Origin of the sequence: Streptomyces akebiae, from assembly GCF_019599145.1 — a bacterium.
GTDB classification, from domain to species: Bacteria; Actinomycetota; Actinomycetes; order Streptomycetales; family Streptomycetaceae; genus Streptomyces; species Streptomyces akebiae.
Genome location: NZ_CP080647.1, coordinates 512,740 through 530,764 on the forward strand (window position 1 = coordinate 512,740; position 18,025 = coordinate 530,764).

General features: G+C 72.0%; 16 protein-coding genes. 5 read left to right on the forward strand and 11 right to left on the reverse strand.

The window, feature by feature from the left end; translation table 11 throughout:
• Positions 1-3 precede the first annotated feature (3 nt).
• Genes K1J60_RS45555 through K1J60_RS02260 form a run of 3 tightly spaced genes read right to left on the reverse strand, consistent with a single transcriptional unit; the run spans position 4 to position 4,437 of the window.
• Positions 4-1,632: a benzoate-CoA ligase family protein gene (locus tag K1J60_RS45555; RefSeq protein ID WP_259407518.1), complete on the reverse strand. Its 1,629-nt coding sequence runs from the start codon at positions 1,630-1,632 to the stop codon at positions 4-6.
• Entirely contained in the window at positions 1,629-3,782 is a 2,154-nt protein-coding gene (gene pabB, locus K1J60_RS02255) for an aminodeoxychorismate synthase component I (RefSeq protein WP_220644657.1), read from the reverse strand. The genes K1J60_RS45555 and pabB overlap by 4 nt, the downstream gene beginning before the upstream one ends.
• Positions 3,783-3,810: 28 nt before the next feature.
• On the reverse strand, positions 3,811-4,437 hold the full coding sequence (locus K1J60_RS02260; protein WP_220644658.1) for an antibiotic biosynthesis monooxygenase: 627 nt from the start codon (positions 4,435-4,437) through the stop codon (positions 3,811-3,813).
• 317 nt (positions 4,438-4,754) lie between these two features.
• Here K1J60_RS02260 and K1J60_RS02265 point away from each other — a divergent pair, with 317 nt between their 5' ends.
• Complete coding sequence (locus tag K1J60_RS02265; protein ID WP_220644659.1) at positions 4,755-6,167, forward strand: pyridoxal phosphate-dependent decarboxylase family protein; 1,413 nt, start codon at positions 4,755-4,757, stop codon at positions 6,165-6,167.
• 86 nt (positions 6,168-6,253) lie between these two features.
• On the opposite strand, the gene K1J60_RS02270 is transcribed toward K1J60_RS02265, so the two are convergent.
• Positions 6,254-7,060, reverse strand: coding sequence for an SDR family NAD(P)-dependent oxidoreductase (locus K1J60_RS02270; protein WP_220644660.1), 807 nt, complete (start codon positions 7,058-7,060; stop codon positions 6,254-6,256).
• A gap of 75 nt (positions 7,061-7,135) precedes the next feature.
• Here K1J60_RS02270 and K1J60_RS02275 point away from each other — a divergent pair, with 75 nt between their 5' ends.
• Complete coding sequence (locus tag K1J60_RS02275) at positions 7,136-7,717, forward strand: hypothetical protein (protein WP_259407519.1); 582 nt, start codon at positions 7,136-7,138, stop codon at positions 7,715-7,717.
• Here the strand turns inward: K1J60_RS02275 and K1J60_RS02280 are convergent.
• The 4 genes from K1J60_RS02280 to K1J60_RS02295 form a co-directional block, all read right to left on the reverse strand.
• A complete protein-coding gene (locus tag K1J60_RS02280) occupies positions 7,708-8,622 on the reverse strand; it encodes an SDR family oxidoreductase (RefSeq protein ID WP_220644661.1) in 915 nt (304 codons plus the stop codon). The genes K1J60_RS02275 and K1J60_RS02280 overlap by 10 nt on opposite strands.
• A 184-nt stretch (positions 8,623-8,806) precedes the next feature.
• Positions 8,807-9,436 (reverse strand): MBL fold metallo-hydrolase, encoded by a 630-nt coding sequence (locus tag K1J60_RS02285; RefSeq protein ID WP_033528608.1) that lies wholly within the window; start codon positions 9,434-9,436, stop codon positions 8,807-8,809.
• Entirely contained in the window at positions 9,436-10,524 is a 1,089-nt protein-coding gene (locus K1J60_RS02290) for an S-(hydroxymethyl)mycothiol dehydrogenase (protein ID WP_220644662.1), read from the reverse strand. Before K1J60_RS02290 ends, K1J60_RS02285 begins: the two co-directional genes overlap by 1 nt.
• Positions 10,525-10,733: 209 nt before the next feature.
• Positions 10,734-11,021: a metal-sensitive transcriptional regulator gene (locus K1J60_RS02295; protein WP_220644663.1), complete on the reverse strand. Its 288-nt coding sequence runs from the start codon at positions 11,019-11,021 to the stop codon at positions 10,734-10,736.
• 225 nt (positions 11,022-11,246) lie between these two features.
• Between K1J60_RS02295 and K1J60_RS02300 the strand changes: the two genes are divergently transcribed.
• On the forward strand, positions 11,247-13,007 hold the full coding sequence (locus K1J60_RS02300) for an ABC transporter ATP-binding protein (protein ID WP_220644664.1): 1,761 nt from the start codon (positions 11,247-11,249) through the stop codon (positions 13,005-13,007).
• Between the two features lie 30 nt (positions 13,008-13,037).
• Here K1J60_RS02300 and K1J60_RS02305 read toward each other — a convergent pair whose 3' ends face one another.
• Together K1J60_RS02305 and K1J60_RS02310 are read right to left on the reverse strand one after the other, a co-directional pair.
• Positions 13,038-14,498: an aldehyde dehydrogenase family protein gene (locus K1J60_RS02305; protein ID WP_220644665.1), complete on the reverse strand. Its 1,461-nt coding sequence runs from the start codon at positions 14,496-14,498 to the stop codon at positions 13,038-13,040.
• A 183-nt stretch (positions 14,499-14,681) separates the two neighbouring features.
• Positions 14,682-14,978: a hypothetical protein gene (locus tag K1J60_RS02310; protein WP_220644666.1), complete on the reverse strand. Its 297-nt coding sequence runs from the start codon at positions 14,976-14,978 to the stop codon at positions 14,682-14,684.
• 205 nt (positions 14,979-15,183) lie between these two features.
• On the opposite strand from K1J60_RS02310, the gene K1J60_RS02315 reads away from it, so the two are divergent.
• Both K1J60_RS02315 and K1J60_RS02320 read left to right on the forward strand, forming a co-directional pair.
• Entirely contained in the window at positions 15,184-15,549 is a 366-nt protein-coding gene (locus K1J60_RS02315; RefSeq protein WP_220644667.1) for a nuclear transport factor 2 family protein, read from the forward strand.
• A gap of 402 nt (positions 15,550-15,951) precedes the next feature.
• Positions 15,952-17,181, forward strand: a complete 1,230-nt coding sequence (locus tag K1J60_RS02320) for a glycosyltransferase (RefSeq protein ID WP_220651230.1) — start codon at positions 15,952-15,954, stop codon at positions 17,179-17,181.
• Positions 17,182-17,323: 142 nt separating this feature from the next.
• Here the strand turns inward: K1J60_RS02320 and K1J60_RS02325 are convergent, their stop codons facing one another.
• Positions 17,324-18,001, reverse strand: coding sequence for a TetR/AcrR family transcriptional regulator (locus K1J60_RS02325; RefSeq protein WP_220644668.1), 678 nt, complete (start codon positions 17,999-18,001; stop codon positions 17,324-17,326).
• Between the last annotated feature and the right edge of the window lie 24 nt (positions 18,002-18,025).

Consider the following 18,025-nt stretch of genomic DNA (forward strand, 5'->3'; position numbering starts at 1 on the left):
GGCTCACCACGCTCCTTGGCGGACGAGGTGGCGGCGGAGCTTGCCGGTCGCGGTGCGGGGCAGCGTGGGCACGAAGCTGACGCTGCGGGGGACCTTGAAGGCGGCGAGCCGGTCGCGGGCCATGCAGATCAGTTCGGCCTCCAGGCCCACGCCGATGGGCGGGACCGGGACGACGAAGGCCCGGAGCCTGCTGGCGCCGCGTTCGTCGGTGACGGCGGCGACGGCGACGTCCCGGACACCGGGGTGGGTGCGCAGCAGCGCCTCCACCTCCAGCGGGGAGACGGTGATGCCGCCGACCATCTCCATGTCGTCGGCGCGGCCGAGGTGGCGGTAGGTGCCGTCGGGTTCGCGGACGGCCCGGTCCCGTGTGGCCAGCCAGCCGCCGACGAGGGTGCGCTCGGTCTCCTCGGGCCGGTTGAGGTAGCCGGGCGTCACCGTCGGTCCGCGTACCCAGAGTTCGCCCGCCTCGCCCTCCGGCACCGGATGGCCGGCGCGGTCGCGGAGTTCCACCTCGAAGCCGGGGACGGGGCGGCCGACCGTACCGGGGTGGTTGTGGTCGAAGCTGTTGGCGCAGAAGGCGTGGCCGGCCTCGGTGGAGCCGATCTGTTCGAGGACGGGGGCGCCGAGCAGTTCGGTGACCTGCTTGCCGAGTCCGGCGGGCATGCCCTCGCCGGCCGACACCGCCGCGCGCACCGAGGCGAAGCAGTCCTGGTGGCCGTCGGCCCGGTCGGTGACGAGGGCGGCGTACGCCGAGGGCACCGAGTACAGGAGGGTCACCCGGTGCCGGGCGACGAGTTCGTCGACCGCCGCGGGGGTGGGACGGCGGTCGGCGAGGACGGCGGAGGAGCCGGAGAAGAGCGGGAAGACCAGGGCGTTGCCGAAGCCGTAGGCGAAGTACAGCCGGGAGACGGAGAGGGTGACGTCGTCCGGGGTGATGCGCAGGAGCCGGCGGCCGATGAGGTCGTGGTACGTCTTGGGGTCGCCGTGGACGTGGACGACGCCCTTGGGGTGGCCGGTGGTTCCGGAGGTGTACTGGATGTAGAGGGGGGTGTGGGCGTCGACGGGGTGGGCGCGGGTGGTGGGGGCGGCTGTCGCACTCAGGGCGGTCAGCTGGTCGGCACCGAGGCGCCGCGCCGGCTCGGACATGTTCCCGGTGCGGGTCGTCGGTGGCTGGTCCCGCCCGCGCTGCGGAGCCGCAGGGGTCGCGGTCCAATGCGCCGTTCGGGGCGAGGGGATGTAACCGTCGACCCCTGGCCCCGTCACCCAGAGGGCCGCCCTTGTGTCCTCTGCCATGAACTGCAGTTCGGGCGGGGTGAGTTCGGGGTTGACCAGGACCGCCACCGCGCCCAGGCGGGCCAGGGCGAGGAACGTGGTGACCCAGGTGACGGAGTCCGGGAGGGCGAGCAGCACGCGGTCGCCGGGGCGGACGCCGTGATCGGTGAGGACGGTGGCGGTGCGGGCCGCGAGGTCGTGGATCTCTCCGTGGGACCAGGCCCGGTGGCCCTGGTGGAAGGCCGGGCGGTCGGCCCAGCCGCGTCGCTCGACGAGGGCGGCGAGATGGGCCGCGAGGTTGCCGGGGGCGCCCGCGTCGGCGGACTGCCGGGTGGGCCGGGACGTCGTCGTGATCGTCATCGCGTCGGCTCCTCGGTGACGGCGGGGGCGGAGGCGTGCTCCCGGTGGGCCCGCATCAGTGCCGCCGTCTTCAGCAGCATCTCGTCGTACTCGGCGGCGGGATCGGAGTCGAGGACGATCGCGCCGCCCGCGCCCAGATGCATACGGCCGCCCTGGAACACGGCGGTACGGATGACGATGTTGAGGTCCGCGCCGCCGCTGCACCCGAGGTAGCCGAGGGCTCCCGAGTACACGCCCCGCGCCTCGGTCTCCAGCGCGTCGATGATCTCCATGGTGCGCAGCTTGGGTGCTCCGGTCATCGAGCCGCCGGGGAAGCAGGCCCGGACGCAGTCGACGGCGTCGGTGCCCTCGCGCAGCCTGCCCTCCACCGTGGAGACCAGCTGGTGCACGGTGGCGTAGGTCTCGGTGGCCATCAGGCGGGTGACCTTCACGGAGCCGGTCCGGGAGACGCGGCCGAGGTCGTTGCGGAGCAGGTCGACGATCATCAGGTTCTCGGCGCGGGTCTTGGCGTCGGCGGCCAGTTCGTCGCGGAGCCGGTCGTCCTCGTGCGGATCGGCGCCCCGGGGTGCGGTGCCCTTGATGGGCTTGGCCTCGGCGATGCCGTCGCGGGTGATGCGCAGGAACCGCTCGGGCGACGAGCCCGCGATGTCGAGGTCGCCGAACCTGAGGAAGGCTGCGTACGGGGCGGGGTTGACGCGGCGCAGCACCCGGTAGAAGTCGTACGGGTCGTAGGGAGCGGGTAACCGGGCCGCGTTGGTCAGACAGACCTCGTAGCTGGTGCCCGCGTTCAGCTCCGCCTTGCAGGCCTCGATGTCGGCGAGGTAGGTGGCGCGGTCGCGGACCAGCCAGGGTTCGGCGGCGCGCGGGTAGGGCGCGGTGGCGGCCCTCAGGGGGACCGTGGGGTCCGAGCCGACGAAGGTCAGCTGGGCCAGCGCGGTGTCGAGCCAGTCGCCGGCCTCGCGGGACGCCGCCGGGGTGTCCTCGGAGAGGCAGACCGCGTAGGTGTGCCCCTCCTGGTGGTCCACGGCGATCAGCCGGTCCGCGAACAGCCAGGCCGCATCCGGGGTCTCGGCCTTGTGCCGGTTCTCGGAGCCGGTGTCGGCCTTGAGTTCGTAGCCGAAGTAGCCGACGTAGCCGCCGGTGAAGTCGAAGGGCAGACCCGTCGCGTCGACCTTGCGGCTGGCCAGCTGCCGCTTGAGATAGTCGAAGACGCTCGCCTGGACCCTGCGGGTGGGCCGGCCCTCCCGTTCGATCTCGCAACTGCCGCTGTCGACGTCGTAGCGGACGACCTCGGCGAGGGGGCCACTGCCGTCGCCGAAGAACGAGAACCGCGCCAGGCCCGGCTCGACGCGGGAGCTGTCCAGCCAGAAGGCGTGCGGCGCGTCGGCGTACATCCGGGTGAAGGCGGCCTCGGCGTCGACGGCTCCGGCGATGCGACGGGTGTGCAGTCGGTACCCGGCGCCCGGCGCCCGGCGGGGGCGGGGGATCGCGCCCGCGAGGGAGGTGAGCGCGGTGTGGTGCGTGTTCGTGACGGGTGCGACGGCCGTGTTCTTGGTGCGAGGGCTGCCGGCCCGTTCCGCCGTGAGGTTGCGGAAGTTCACCAGCAGCCGGTGACCGTGGTCGGTGAGGATCGACTCGGGGTGGAACTGGACGCCCCACAGCGGCCGTTCGCGATGACGCAGACCCATGAGGACGCCGTCCTCGGACCAGGCGGTCGCCTCCAGGGCCGGCGGCAACGGCTCGCGCACGGACAACGAGTGGTAGCGGACGACCGTGAAGTTCTGCGGGAGGCCCCGGAACAGGTCGCGGCCGTCGTGCCGGACCGTGGACAGGTGCCCGTGGCGGGGCCACGGGGCGGGCTCGACATCGGCGTGTTCCCCCACCGCGATGCCCTGGTGGCCCAGACAGACGCCCAGCACGGGGATCTCGGCCTCGGATATCAGCCGGGCGGCGATTCCGAAGTCACGCCGTTCCGCGGGGTGGCCGGGTCCCGGCGACACCACCACGTTGTCGAATTCTCCCAGATCCGGAATGTCGTCGGCCGAAGCGTCGTTGAGCACGACCACCGGCTCCTCGCCGTTGACCTCGGCGATCAGCTGGAACAGGTTGTACGTGTACGAGTCGTAATTGTCGATGAGCAGGGTCTTCACCCGCCCACCCCCCTCTTCGTTCTCGGACCTAGGCGGTCCGTCGTTTGTGCCGGCCGCGCAACGCCTGCAACGGCGGGTACAGCCATTTCTTCAAGAATCTCTGGAGTCTCGGCATGAGAATCCAGGTGACGATGGCTGCCACGGTCAGACACAGCAGAAGTGTACGGAAAAGCGGATTCAGGTCGTTGAGATAGGGAAGTATCGCCTGGTTGAACAAGAACACGGGCGGGAAGACCGCACCGGAATTCACCAACCACAGTTTCCATTTCGGGGGTGGCCCCGGAGGGCCGGCCGGCGTCGGGGCCCGGGCGGTCTGGGAGTCGAACCAGGCCCGGGAACCCACGATGCTCCGACGGCCGGTCTCCTGTGCCAGTCCGTCGGCGCGGGCCGACCACTGAGCCCAGACCACGGAATTCTCCCAGGTCCGGGCCGAGTTCTCGCTGTCGAAGCGGTAGACCACATGCCACTCAGCCTCTCCGTCGACGAGTACGCCACCCCCCAGAAAACCCGGCTGCTGCGCACTTGTACGCAGCGCGGCCCACCCCCATGAGTGGAAGTCGGCCTCGCGCCCCGGCACCACCTGGTACGCGACGGTGACGGTAACGGGATTCCTGCTCACGCCGTCGAATACGCGAAGAACGCGGGCGCCGTTCAAGCCTCAACGAAGTTTTTCGACGCTGTCCGGATCGTGCACTTATGGCAGCCTTTCAGACACCTTGACGCTTTCTGCCACAAGGGTACGCCGGAGTAACTTCCGGTAATTCCCGGAAGCGCTTGCCCGGAGGGTCGGAATAGGCGCACCATTCGCCATCGACCCCTCGGGGAATTACAGGAATGCGAAGGAGAGCCATGCCGTCCCGTGCCCGGTCGCCCGTCCGCCGTCAGCCCGTCCCACCCGTCCGCCCGTCGACAGGGCCAGTTCTCCGCAGGTGGACCGGGACCACGGTCGACTCCCGCCCTACGCTGCCGATCATGGACTCCGTACTCGCCGACGATCTCTCCCGGCTTCCCGAACTGTTGCAGGCCGCCCGTGACTTCGCCGCAGAGGAGGTGGCGGGTCTCGCGGAGCGGTCCGTCGCCCGGCTCGACGGGCCGCCCGGGACCGTGCCGCTCCCCGTCGAGGGCGTCGGCGCGGAAGGAGCCCTGGCGGAGTTCGCCGAGCGCTGGGCCGGCGGATTCTCCGGCTCGGCCGGGCCCCGCTACCTCGGCTTCGTCACCGGCGGGGCCACCCCGGCGGCCGTCGCCGGGGACTGGCTGACCAGTGCCTACGACCAGAACGTCTCCGGTGACCAGGACTCCTCCGCGAGCGCTCTGGAACGGCAGACCCTCGGGTGGCTGCGGGAGTTGTTCGGACTGGGCGGGGAGTACGGCGGTGCCTTCGTGACCGGTGCGACCGTCTCCAACACCGTGGGGCTCGCCGTCGCCCGCGAGTGGCTCGGCGAACGGCTGGGCGTGGACGTGTCCCAAGAGGGCGTCGCCGCTCTCGGTCCCGTCGACGTGTTGTCCGGCAGCCCCCACTCCAGCATCGCCAAGGCGCTCTCCGTGCTCGGCGTCGGCCGCGACCGGCTGCGTGCCGTCCCCCTGCTGTCCGGGGGCCGTGAGGCCGTGGACGTGGAGGCCCTCGCCGCCGCCCTGGAGGCGCTGGACGGGCGGCCGGCGATCGTGGTGGCCAACGCCGGGACCGTCAACTCGGTCGACTTCGACGATCTGCGCGCCATCGCCGCACTCAAGGAACGCCACGACTTCTGGCTCCACGTGGACGCCGCGTTCGGCGGCTTCGCCGCGCTGTCGCCGTCGTACGCGCATCTCGTCGACGGCCTCGACACCGCCGACTCGATCTGCGTGGACCTCCACAAGTGGCTGAACGTTCCCTACGACGCCGCCGTCCAGTTCACCCGCCGCCGGGACCTCCAGGTGCGTGTCTTCCGCAACGACTCCCCGTACCTCGGCCTCCCCACCGGCGAGCCCGACTTCCTGCACCTCACTCCGGAGAACTCCCGTCGGCTGCGCGCCCTCCCGGCCTGGTTCTCCCTCATGGCGTACGGCCGGGCGGGGCACCGCGAGATCGTCGAGCGCAACGTCACGCTGGCCCGCGCCCTCGGGGAACGCCTCGCACAGGCGCCGGGGTTGACCCTCGTCGCACCGGTCCGGCTGAACGTCGTCTGCTTCACCCTCGCCGAACGGCCCACCCGGGAACGGGTCCAGGCCCTGGCCCGGGCGATCGCCGTCTCCGGCGAGGCCTTCGTGACCCCGACCGTCCTCGGTGGGACGCACGCGCTGCGAGCCGCGTTCAGCAACTGGCGCACGACGACGGCGGACACGGAACGGGTTCTCGAAACGGTGGTCACGGCCGCGGAGGCCGTGACCACCGCCGCGAGGCCGTGACCGCCGTCGCCGGGTCTGATCGCCGTCGGGGAGCCGTGACCGCCGTCGCGGGCCTGATCACCGTCGCGGAGCCGTGCCCCGAAGGCTTACGCCCGCTCCTCGTCCCGCCAGGCCCGCGCCGCCCGGGCGAACGCCGTGTTGATGGCGAGCAGGCCACCGTCCACGGGCAGGGTGGTGCCCGTGATCCACGCCGCGTCCCGGGAGGCGAGGAAGGCCACGGCCGCCGCGATGTCGGCCGGCTCGCCGACACGGCCCAGGGGATAGATCTCGGCGAGGTCGTCCAAGTGGGCCTCGCGGCCCGCCCAGCCGGGGGTGCGGACCGTGCCGGGGGCCACCAGGTTGACGCGGACGCCACGGGGCGCGGCGTCACCGGCGAGGGTACGGGTGAGCGAGCCGAGACCGGCCTTGGCGGCGCTGTAGGCGTGGCTGCCGAAGTGCTGGAGGCCGTTGACGGAGCCGATGTTGACGATGGCGCCGCGTCCCGAGGCCACCAGGTGCGGCAGGGCCGCGCGGGCGCAGCGGAACGCGCCGGTCAGGGTGAGGTCCAGGTCGCGGGCCCAGGTCTCGTCGGGGGTGTCCTCGAAGAGCGGCGCGTCCGGGCTGCAGCCGAAGGCGTTGTTGACCAGGACGTCGAGCGAACCGAGGGCCGTCACCGCGTACGCGACGGCCGCCTCGACGGACTCCCGGTCCCCGACGTCGCACCGGTACGCCTCGACGGCCTGCCCGCGCTGCCGCAACTCCGTCACGGTCCGCTCGGCCGCCTCCGCGTCCACGTCGGTGACGAGTACCTTCGCCCCTTCCTCGGCCAGCCGCCGGGCCGTGGCCGCGCCGATCCCGCGCGCCGCGCCCGTGATGAGAACCCCGTAACCCTCGAAGCGTCCCGTCGCATGCATACGGCAGAAACTACTCGGCGCCACCCGTCACCGGGACGGATGCGACGCGATCTTCGTCCCGGTTACCGTCTGATCATGTCAACTTTCATCCAGCAACTCCCGGCCCTGCTCGGTGTGGTGATCGGCGCGCTCGGCTCGTATCTGGTGGTGATGCGGGGCGAGCAGGTGCGGTTCCGGCAGGAGCGGGCGACCCGTTGGGAGGAGCGACGGCTCACGGTGTACGCCGACTGGGCGCGGGCTCTGAAGCAGTCCATCACCCTGGCCTACCGGGTCGCCTCCCATCTCGGCAACGACCCGCATCCCCACCCCCTCTCACCGGAGGAGGCCGCGCCCCTCATGGCGGAGGCGACGGACGCCCGGGACCCCTCCGGCGAGGCACTGCTGCTCCTCGGCAGCCCCGAGGTGGTGGAGAAGGCCCGCGCCTGGGTCGTCACGGTGATGAGGATGGAGGAGTTCCTGCGCGCCGGGACCCGTGATCCCCGGGCCTGGCAGGAGCTGCTGGAGCGGCAGCGCGCCGGGCGGGAGGCCTATTACGTCGCCGTGCGGGAGGACTTGGCGCTCCCGCCCGGCCACTCTGCACGATGGCAGCTGCAGGCACCGCCACCGCATCACGGTGACGGTGGCCCGCTCAACCGCGGTGAGGGTGCTCAGCGGTAGCCGGTCGTGTCCGCCGGCTTGCCCGCGTCCTGGACCTCGACGATATAGCGCCAGGCGTCCGGCCGGCTGCCGTCGAGGTCGGTGAAGCCGTAGGTCCGGGCGAGGGAGCCGCCGGAGAGGGACTGCCCGTTGAAGCGGGCGACCTCCGGGTCGGCGGCGAGCGCGGCGACGGCCCGGCCGACGAAGCGGGGGGTCTCGGAGATGGCGAAGTGGGGGACGCGTTCGAGGGCGTCCCGCCAGTTCTCCTCGGTGACCCCGAACTCGTCGAGCATCATCTCCGAGCGGAGCCATCCGGGGGTGAGGGCCACGGCGGTGGCGCCCCGCGGCCCCAGCTCGTGGCTGAGGGCGAACGCCATGCGCAGGACGGCGGACTTGGCGAGGTCGTAGAAGAAGGAGTTGCGGTAGTTGGCCCCGTTGTACTCGGCCGTGCCGTCGGTCATCTCCACGACCAGGCCGCCGGGGTGGCGCAGCAGCAGCGGCAGGGCAAAGTGGCTGGTGATGGCATGGGTCTCGACGGCGAGGCGCAGCAGCCGCAGCCCGTTGTCGAGATCGTGCTCCCAGACCGGACTCTCCCATGCGAAGAGCTTCTCGCCGCCCCAGACGTCGTTGACGAGGACGTCGAGCCGGCCCTGCTCCTCGGCGATCCGGTCGACGAGGGTCCGCACCTGTGCCGGTTCGAGATGGTCGGTGGGTACGGCGATGCCGTGGCCGCCCGCCTCGGTGACCAGGTCGGCGGTGTCCTCCACGGTCTCCGGGCGGTCGTACTCGGAGCGCCGCTCCCGCGTGGAACGCCCTGTCACGTAGACCGTGGCTCCGGCCGCCCCCAGCTCCACGGCGATCCCCCGGCCCGCTCCGCGCGTGGCTCCTGCGACCAGTGCGATCCTGCCGTCCAGCGGCTTCGACATCTTCGACCTCCATTGCGTACGGGTGTCACCTTGCCGACGCCGTGGATGTTCCGGCGTCGTCGACACGAGGATGTCGTGGAAGCCGGACATCTTCTGTCGGGTTTTCGGTGGCGACGCCCGGGAGCCGGATGTGTCGCGCGTTCCCGCGCCCCTGCGGGGGCGCGGGGCGCGGCGAGCGGGCCTCTCAGTGGCCCCGGTCGATCCACTCCTGAAGGTGCGGGGCCTCCGCTCCGATCGTCGTCGTGTCGCCGTGGCCGGTGCGGACGACCGTGTCCGGCGGGAGGGCGAGCAGGCGGTCGCGGATGGAGTCGATGATCGTCGGGAAGTGGGAGTAGGAACGGCCGGTGGCGCCGGGGCCGCCGGAGAAGAGCGTGTCTCCGGTGAAGACGGTGCCGAGACCGGGGTCGTGGAGGCAGACGGCGCCCGGGGCGTGGCCGGGGGTGTGCAGGACGGTCAGGTCGGCGCCGGCGGCCTCGATGACCTGGCCGTCGGCCAGCCAGTGGTCGGGCAGCCGGTCGGGGTGGGTCTGCTTCCACAGCGGCAGGTCGTCCGGGTGGAGCCAGATCGGCGCGCCGGTGCGTTCGGCGAGGGCGGGGGCGGCGTCGATGTGGTCGTTGTGGGCGTGGGTGCAGACGATGGCCACGAGCCTGCGGTCCCCCACGGCCTCGGCGATGGCGTCGGCGTCGTGGGCGGCGTCGATGACGAGGACCTCGTGGTCGTCGCCGACGAGCCAGACGTTGTTGTCGACGTCCCAGGTGCCGCCGTCGAGGCTGAACTGGCCCGAGGTGACGAGGTGTTCGATGCGGGCGGCCATCAGAGGGTCACCACCGATCGCAGGACGTCGCCGCCGTGCATCCGCTCGAAGGCCTTCTCCACGTCGTCGAGTCCGATGGTCTCGGTGACGAACGCCTCCAGATCCAGGCGGCCCTGGAGGTAGAGGTTGATCAGCATGGGGAAGTCGCGGTCGGGCAGGCAGTCGCCGTACCAGGAGGACTTCAGGGCGCCGCCGCGGCCGAAGACGTCGAGGAGGGGGAGTTCGAGTTTCATCTCCGGGGTGGGGACGCCGACGAGGACGACCGTGCCGGCCAGGTCGCGGGCGTAGAAGGCCTGCTTGTAGGTCTCGGGGCGGCCGACCGCCTCGATGACGACGTCGGCACCGAAGCCGCCGGTCAGCTCACGGATCGCCTCGACCGGGTCGGTGTCCTTGGAGTTGACCGTGTGGGTGGCGCCGATGCTCTTGGCGGTGGTCAGTTTCCGGTCGTCGATGTCGACGGCGATGATCTTCTCGGCGCCGGCCAGCCGGGAACCGGCGATGGCCGCGTCCCCGACGCCGCCGCAGCCGATGACGGCGACGCTGTCGCCGCGCCCCACGTTCCCGGTGTTGATCGCGGCGCCGATGCCGGCCATCACCCCGCAGCCCAGCAGTCCGGCGACCGCCGGGGCGGCGGCCGGGTCGACCTTGGTGCACTGGCCGGCGGCGACGAGGGTCTTCTCCGCGAAGGCGCCGATGCCGAGAGCGGGTGACAGCTCCTGACCGGTCGAGGCGAGCGTCATCTTCTGCTTCGCGTTGTGGGTGGCGAAGCAGTACCAGGGGCGACCACGTCGACATGCCCGGCAACTACCGCACACCGCACGCCAGTTGAGGATGACGAAGTCGCCCGGGGCGACATCCGTGACGCCCGCTCCGACGGACTCGACCACACCGGCGGCCTCATGGCCGAGCAGGAAGGGGAAGTCGTCGCTGATGCCGCCCTGCTTGTAGTGCAGGTCGGTGTGGCACACCCCGCACGCCTGCACCTTCACCACGGCCTCCCCCGGTCCCGGGTCGGGCACCACGATCGTCTCGATCCGCACCGGCTCGTTCTTGCCCGGTGCGATCACGCCGCGTACTTCCTGCGCCATGGTGAACCTTTCCGTTCGATCCGAGAAACGGCGGTCGCCCGCCCATGGTCACCCTACGGACTGACCAGCGAGTAGGGCCTCCCGTGCCGAGGGAGCCATGGCCGAAAAGGTTGTGCGGTCGGGTGACCGGGGCCACGGCCCTGCGGGGCGTGCCGGTCGGGCACGCCTGGAGCTCGCCCGCATCGCCGCGGCCCCGCGCCCGCACGTGCTTACGCGAGCGACAGGAAGAGTTTCTCCAGCCGCGCCCGCATCTGTTCGTTCGTCTCGCCGTTCCGCTCGCTCTTGTCGGCGTCGGTGAGGCACTGCTGCAGCCCCGTGGCGATGATCGCGAAGCCCGCCCGGTCCAGGGCACGGGAGGCCGCGGCCAGCTGGGTGACGACGTCCTCGCAGTCGCGCCCCTCCTCGATCATCCTGATCACCCCGGAGATCTGCCCCTGGGCCCTCTTCAGCCGGTTCAGCACCGACTTGAGCTCATCGCCTTCGAAGTCCAGCTCCACGACCACTCACTCCTCTATATACCCTTGGGGGTATTTTACCGCCTCCCGCAGGAAAGGACCGCAGGCCACCACCGTCCACCGAACGTACCCCCGCACACCCCGCTCGCCCCGGACCGGGCCCTCCTGCCGGGCGGTCGAAAGTCGTTCCCGGCGCTCCTCACCCCCGACGTAGGCTGAAGCTCCGCGCCCGGTCCCCACTCCCCGACCGACCTGCCGAGGAGCCTCGTGAGCACCCCTGAGACCACCGCCGAGCGGCAGCCACCCACCTGGCGGCTGCTGCTCGGCTATGTACGGCCCCACCGTGGGGCACTGCTGCTGGGCGCGCTGCTGTCCCTCGTCACCGGGGCCACCGGCCTCGCCCTGCCGCTGGTGGCCCGGGAGCTGATCGACGACCTGTCGCACGACCGGACGATCACCTGGGCGCTGCTCCTGATGTCCGCGCTGGTGGTGGGCAACGCGGCGGTGGGCGCGGTGGGTTCGTACGTCCTGCGGCGCACCGCCGAGTCGGTGGTGCTCGGCGCGCGCCGCGCCCTGTCGTCGTATCTGCTGCGGCTGCGGATCACGGCGGTGGACCGCAGCGAACCGGGCGACCTGATGGCACGGATCACCTCCGACACCACCCTGTTGCGCGAGGTCACCACCGACACCCTGGTGGGCCTCGGCACCGGTGGGCTCACCCTGGTGGCGACGGTGGTGCTGATGGGTCTGGTGGATCCGGTACTGCTGCTCGTGACCCTGGGCGTGATCGTGGGCGCGGGCGTGGTGTTCGGGGTGATCGTGCCGCGCATCAACCGGGCGAGCAGGGCCGCGCAGGACGCGGTCGGCGCGATGGGGGCCTCGCTGGAGCGGATCCTCGGCGCGCTGCGCACGGTCAAGGCGTCCGGTGCCGAGCACCGTGAGGAGGAGACGATCCACGCGGCGGCGGAGGAGTCGTGGCGGCAGAGCGTGCGGGCCGCCAAGTGGTCGGCCGCCGCCGGGAACACGGCCGGACTCGCCATGCAGATCGCTTTCATCACCGTGCTGGCGGTGGGCGGCGCGAGGGTCGCGACCGGCGCGATCGACGTGGGCACGCTGGTGGCGTTCCTGCTGTACGTCTTCTATCTGATGTCGCCGATACAGCAGGTCGTGGGCGCGATCACGCAGTACCAGACCGGTGCCGCCGCCCTCGCCCGCATCCAGGAGGCGCTGCGGCTGCCCGCCGAACCGCCCGCCCGTCCGGCCCCGCTGCCGTCCTCCGACGCGGCGCCCGCCGCGCTCGCCTTCGACGAGGTCCGTTTCCGGTACGCCGACGATCTGCCGTACGTCCACCACGGGGTGACCTTCGAGGTCCCGGCACGGGGCATGACGGCGTTCGTGGGCCCCTCGGGTGCCGGCAAGACCACGGTCTTCTCGCTGATCGAGCGGTTCTACGACCCCGAGGCGGGGCTCATCACGGTCGACGGCCGCGATGTCGCCGAGTGGGACCTGTCCCGGCTGCGGTCCGCGATCGGGTACGTCGAACAGGACGCGCCCGTGCTGTCCGGGACGCTGCGGGACAACCTGCTCCTGGGCAACCCGCGGGCCGACGAGGCCGAGGTCGGCCGTGTGCTGAAGACGACCCGCCTGGACGGACTGGTCGCCAGGCTCCCGCAGGGCCTGGAGACCCTGGTCGGCCACCGGGGCACCAAGCTCTCCGGCGGTGAGCGTCAGCGGGTCGCCATCGCGCGGGCCCTGCTCCGCCGGCCCCGGCTGCTGCTGCTCGACGAGGCGACGAGCCAGCTCGACGCGGTGAACGAGGCGGCGCTGCGCGACACGGTCGCCGATGTGGCCCGTACGACGACGGTGCTGGTCGTGGCGCACCGGCTGTCCACGGTGACGATGGCCGACCGCATCGTCGTCATGGACGCCGGCCGGGTCCGCGCGGTCGGCACCCACCGTGAACTGGTGGCCGCCGACCCGCTGTACGCGGAGCTGGCGGCCACGCAGTTCCTCGCGACGGCCGGGTGATCCCGGCCGTCGGGAAGGACCGGTAGGCGGTCAGAAGGGGAAGTGCGACTGCTGGCCGGCGATGGTCACCCAGCGGGTGTTGGAGAACGCCTCGATGCCCCAACGGCCGCCGAAGCGCCCGTAGCCGGAGGCCTTCACCCCGCCGAAGGGGGCCATCGGCTCGTCCGCCACCGACTGGTCGTTCACGTGCACGATGCCGGTACGGATCCGGCGCGCGACGGCCAGTCCGTGGGTGGCGTTCTCGGTGATGACGCCGCAGCTCAGGCCGTTGTCGGTGTCGTTGGCGGCGGCCACGGCCGTGGCGTCGTCGGCGAACGACTGCAGGACGCACACCGGTCCGAAGGACTCCTGGTAGTAGAGGTCGGCGTCCTCGGGGACGTCGGTGAGCACGGTCGCCGGGTGCACCGCGCCCTCCGGCTGCCCGCCCCCGGTGAGCACCGTGGCGCCCTTGGCGACGGCGTCCTTGACCAGCGCGGCGATCCGCTGGGCGGCGTCGGCGCTGACCAGCGGGCCGACCACCGTGTGCGGGTGGTTCGGGTCGCCGGCCTGGAGCGTGGCGACCTTGGCGGTGAACTTCTGAGCGAACTCCGCCGCCAGCGACTCGTGGACGAGGATGCGGTCGCCGGACATGCAGATCTGCCCGGCGTTCATGAAGACGCTGAAGGTGACGGCGTCGACGGCGTAGTCCACGTCGGCGTCATCGAGCACGATCACGGCGTTCTTGCCGCCCAACTCCAGTACGGCGGGCTTGAGATGACGGGCCGCGTGCTCGCCGATGATCCGGCCGACGCCGGTGGAGCCGGTGAAGTTCACCGCGCGCACCCGCGCGTCGGAGATCAGCGCCTCGGCGATCTCCGCCGCGTCCTCGGGGGCGTTGGTGACGACGTTGAGCACGCCGTCGGGGAGGCCCGCCTCCCGGAACACGTCCGCGACCAGCAGTCCGCAGGCGATCGGGGCGTCCTCACTGGGCTTGACGACGACGGTGTTGCCGGCGGCCAGCGGCGCCGCCACGGCCCGCACACCGAGGATGACGGGCGCGTTCCAGGGGGCGAACGCGGCCACCACGCCGAGGGGTTCGCGTACCGCGAGGCCGAGCGCGCCCTCCTTCTGGCTGCTGAGGACTTCGCCGCGCGGCGCGGTGATCGCGGCCGCCGCCTCGCGCAGGATGTTCGCCGCGAGCGCCACGTTGAAGTACGCCCACGGCCGGGTGCCGCCCGCCTCGCGGGCCATGATGTCGGCGACCTGGTCGCCCCGGCCCTCCAGCAGGTCGGCGGCCTTGAAGAAGATCGCCCGCCGGGCGAAGGGGGTGAGCGCGGCCCACTCCTCGAAAGCCGCGTCGGCGGCGTCCACGGCCCGCCGGACGTCCTCCGGCCCGGCCGCCGCGACCGTCGCGTACACCTCCCCCGTGTACGGGTCGAGGTCCTCGGCGGTGCGGCCGGACGTGGCGGGCACGTCCTTGCCGCCGATCAGAAGGTCACGGGTGATGGCCATGATGCGGCTTCCTCGGGTTACGTATCGACGACGGTACGCGATCGAGCATGATCGCTCTTGAGCGTTCTTAGTGCGAAATTCAATTACGTTACTGTTCCGTGATGCTCTGCCCGGCCCCCGCGCATGTCAAGAGCCCCACCACGACGCGCGTGGCGGGGCTCCCGTCGTGTGCGACCGGCTCCGCTACTCGATGGCGCCCAGCAGGCCGAGGGCGGGAGCGGCCATGTCGGTGACCTGGTGCAACTCGTTGAGGCGGTTCAGTTCGTGGACCTGGTCGAGGCTCTTGAGCTGCTGCGAGGGGCGCGACAGGGCGGCCCTGTGCTCCTCGGGGAGGTCACTGGCGGCGAGCGAGTCCAGCGTGGTCATCGGGTTGAGCTGCGTCGTTTCCGCGACGGCGTCCGCGTTCGCCATCGGTGCGGCCAGCCCCGTGACACCGACGGCGAGACCCACGGCGGCGACGATACGTCGAGTTGAGATCATGCCCTCAGCAACGGTTCCCGGCCCCCGACGGTCACGGCCGCTCACCCGGGAGGCGCATACCCGAACGCGGGACCGCGTGCCCCACCGCGCGGCGCCTGTCGCGCTTGCGCTTGCCGTGTCCCGTCCGGCGGAGGAGCCTCGAGGGAGAGGCCGTTCGCGGCCCGTTCACCCATGCCGGGCCACGGCCTTTCGAAGGAGGCCATCCATGGGCACCTCGACCAGCCCCGCCTTCGACGTCGAAGCGCTGCGCAGGGGCACGGAAGAAGCCGACGCGGCCACACTGACGTCGCTCTACGCGGACGACGCAGAACTGCGCGTCGTGGACCGCAACACCCAGCCCAGCCACCCCAAGGTCCTGCACGGCCGGTCCGAGATCGGCGCGATGTTCGACGACGTCTGCAGCCGGGAGATGACCCACAAGGTCGAGCAGTGTCTGGTCCAGGGTGACCAGGTCGCGTTCACCGAATCCTGTGAATACCCCGACGGGGTAAAGGTCCTGGCGAGCTCGATGATCTCCCTCAAGGACGGGAAGATCGTCGACCACACCATGATCCAGGCCTGGGACGAGTGACCGCGGAGGGCGTGCGGAGGGACGTCCGGTGCGGATCGGCCTCTCCTCCCGGCCGAACTGGACCTTCTCTGCCCGGGTGACGCTCGGGCGGTCCGGGGCGCCGCGCCGTCCCGGACGCTCACGGCGGCGGGCCGACGGCTGTCCACGGCCCTGGTCGGCTCGGCGCTGCGCGCGGCGGGCCCCGACGGCAGTTGCCGCACCCGGCGTCCGCGCAACGCGGGGCCCGCCTTCGTGGCCGTCGCTGACCGGTCCTCGACGGTCGGTGCGACCTTCCCGAGGTAGTCGGCCGACCCGAGGCGCGGCGCGCTTTCGGACAGGGGGCATTTTCGGGTCATCGCCGTGCGGGCCCCCCTGACGGGGCGTGGCCGCGACGCCATACTGGCGGGCGTGCGTGTAGCGATCATGACGGCGGGTTCCCGGGGTGACGTCGCGCCGTACACCGGGCTCGGACACGGGCTGGTGCGGGCGGGGCACCAGGTCACGCTGGTGACCCACGGCCGGTTCGAACCGCTGGTGGCGGGCTCGGGGGTCGTCTTCCACGCTCTGCCCGTGGATCCGCGGGCGGAGCTGGAGTCGGAGCGCGGTCAGGGACTGCACCGGAGTTCCACCGGCGCCGGGAAGCTGTACCGGGCGATGGAGATGGCCCGGAGTCTGGTGGGCCGGATGGCCGACGATCTGGTGGCCGCCGCCCGCGCCAGTGACGCCCTGCTGCTGGCGGGCACCCTGGCACCTCTTGGCCACACCATCGGCCAGGGACTCTCGATCCCGAGCCTGGGCGTCAACCTCCAACCGCTGGCGCCGACAGGTGAGTTCGCGCCTCCGATGACCGGGGTGCGCTCCTGGGGTCCGGTCGTCAACCGGGCGGCAGGGCACGCGGTGAACACGGCCGTCGAGTGGATCTTCACGGAGGAGGTGCGCCGACTGCGCGCGGAGTACGGGCTCGCGCCCACCGGCCGGGTGGCCGCGCGGCGGGCCCGGGAGCGGCTGGGCTGGCCGGTGTTCCACGGCTTCAGCCCCCGGGTGGTGCCACGGCCCGGGGACTGGCGCGCCGGGCTGGACGTCACCGGCTACTGGTGGCCGTACGACCGCGAGGACCGCCTGCCGGCCCCGCTGCTGGACTTCCTCGACGCCGGTCCGCCCCCGGTCTTCGTGGGCCTGGGCAGCGCCACCGTGCCCGCTCCCGAACGGATGAGCGGCGAGATCGTACGGGCCCTGCGGGCGGCCGGGCTGCGCGGGGTGATCCAGCAGGGCTGGGGCGAACTGCGGGGCGAGGGCGACGACATGTTCACCGTGGGCGAGGTGCCGCACTCCCTGCTCTTCCCGAGGACGGCGGCCGTCGTCCACCACGCGGGCGCGGGCACGACGGGGGCGGGCCTGCGCGCCGGGGTCCCGGCCGTTCCGGTACCCGTGCAGTTCGACGAGGGTTTCTGGGCGGCCCGTCTGGTCGCCCTCGGGGTGTCCCCGGGTGCCGTCCCGCTGCGCGGCTTCACGGCCACCGCCCTGACGGCCGCTCTGCGAAGGGCGACCACCGACCCGTCGTACGGCCGTCGCGCCCGAGCGCTGGCCGAGGAACTGCGCGCGGAGGACGGAGTGGCCCCCGTCCTGTCCGCGGTGAACCGACTGGCGGGCTGAGCGTGCGAGGACGCCCGCGGGACTGAAAGGCGACATCTCCGCGGCCTGAAAAGCCCGGGGCGCAGCCCCTGCTTTCAGGGGCGCGGGGAACTGCGCGAGAAGCCCCCCACACCCGCACCCGCACAACCACCCCGCCGCCCCCCTACCGCTCCGCCCCTCCGCCCTCCTCCGGTCGCCAACCCTCCGGTCGCAGTATCCCCAGCAGCAGTCGGACCAGTTCGTCGACCACCTCGTCGAGGGGGGCGTCGACCCAGCCGGCCTGCCAGTCGTGGAGGAGGCCGTTGACGCTGCCGATGAAGGCGGTGGCGGCGATGCGGTAGTCCCGGTGGACGGCCTCGCCGCGCTCCGCGGCCGCGGTGGCCTCGGCGCAGATGAAGTCGATCCAGCGGGCGCGGCGTTCGAGGCGCTGGCGCTCCATACGGGGGCTGACGCCGACGATCTCGGTGAAGGTGATGCGCAGTCGGCGCGGGTCGCCGGTTACATTGGCGGCGTAGGCGAGGAACGCGGCGGTGGCACGCTCGGCGATCGACTCCCCTTCCGCGGTGGCCAGTCCGGTGAGCGCGGCCTCCTCGGCCCAGTCGTTGACCCGCAGGTGCAGGGCGGCCAGCACGTCCTCCAGGGAGCGGAACTCCTCGTAGAACTGGCGCGTCGACAACCCTGCGGCCTCGCTCAGCGCCGCGATCGTGGTCCCCCGGAAGCCGGGGCTGTCGCCGAAGAGTTGCAGACCCGCGTCGAGGAAGCGGTCCCGGCGCTCGGCCCGGCGCTCCGCCGCGGATCTGCCCCCGTAACGGCCGGTGGGCTGTTTGAGCCTGCCCGACACGTTTCTCCTCCCGACGAACCCCAC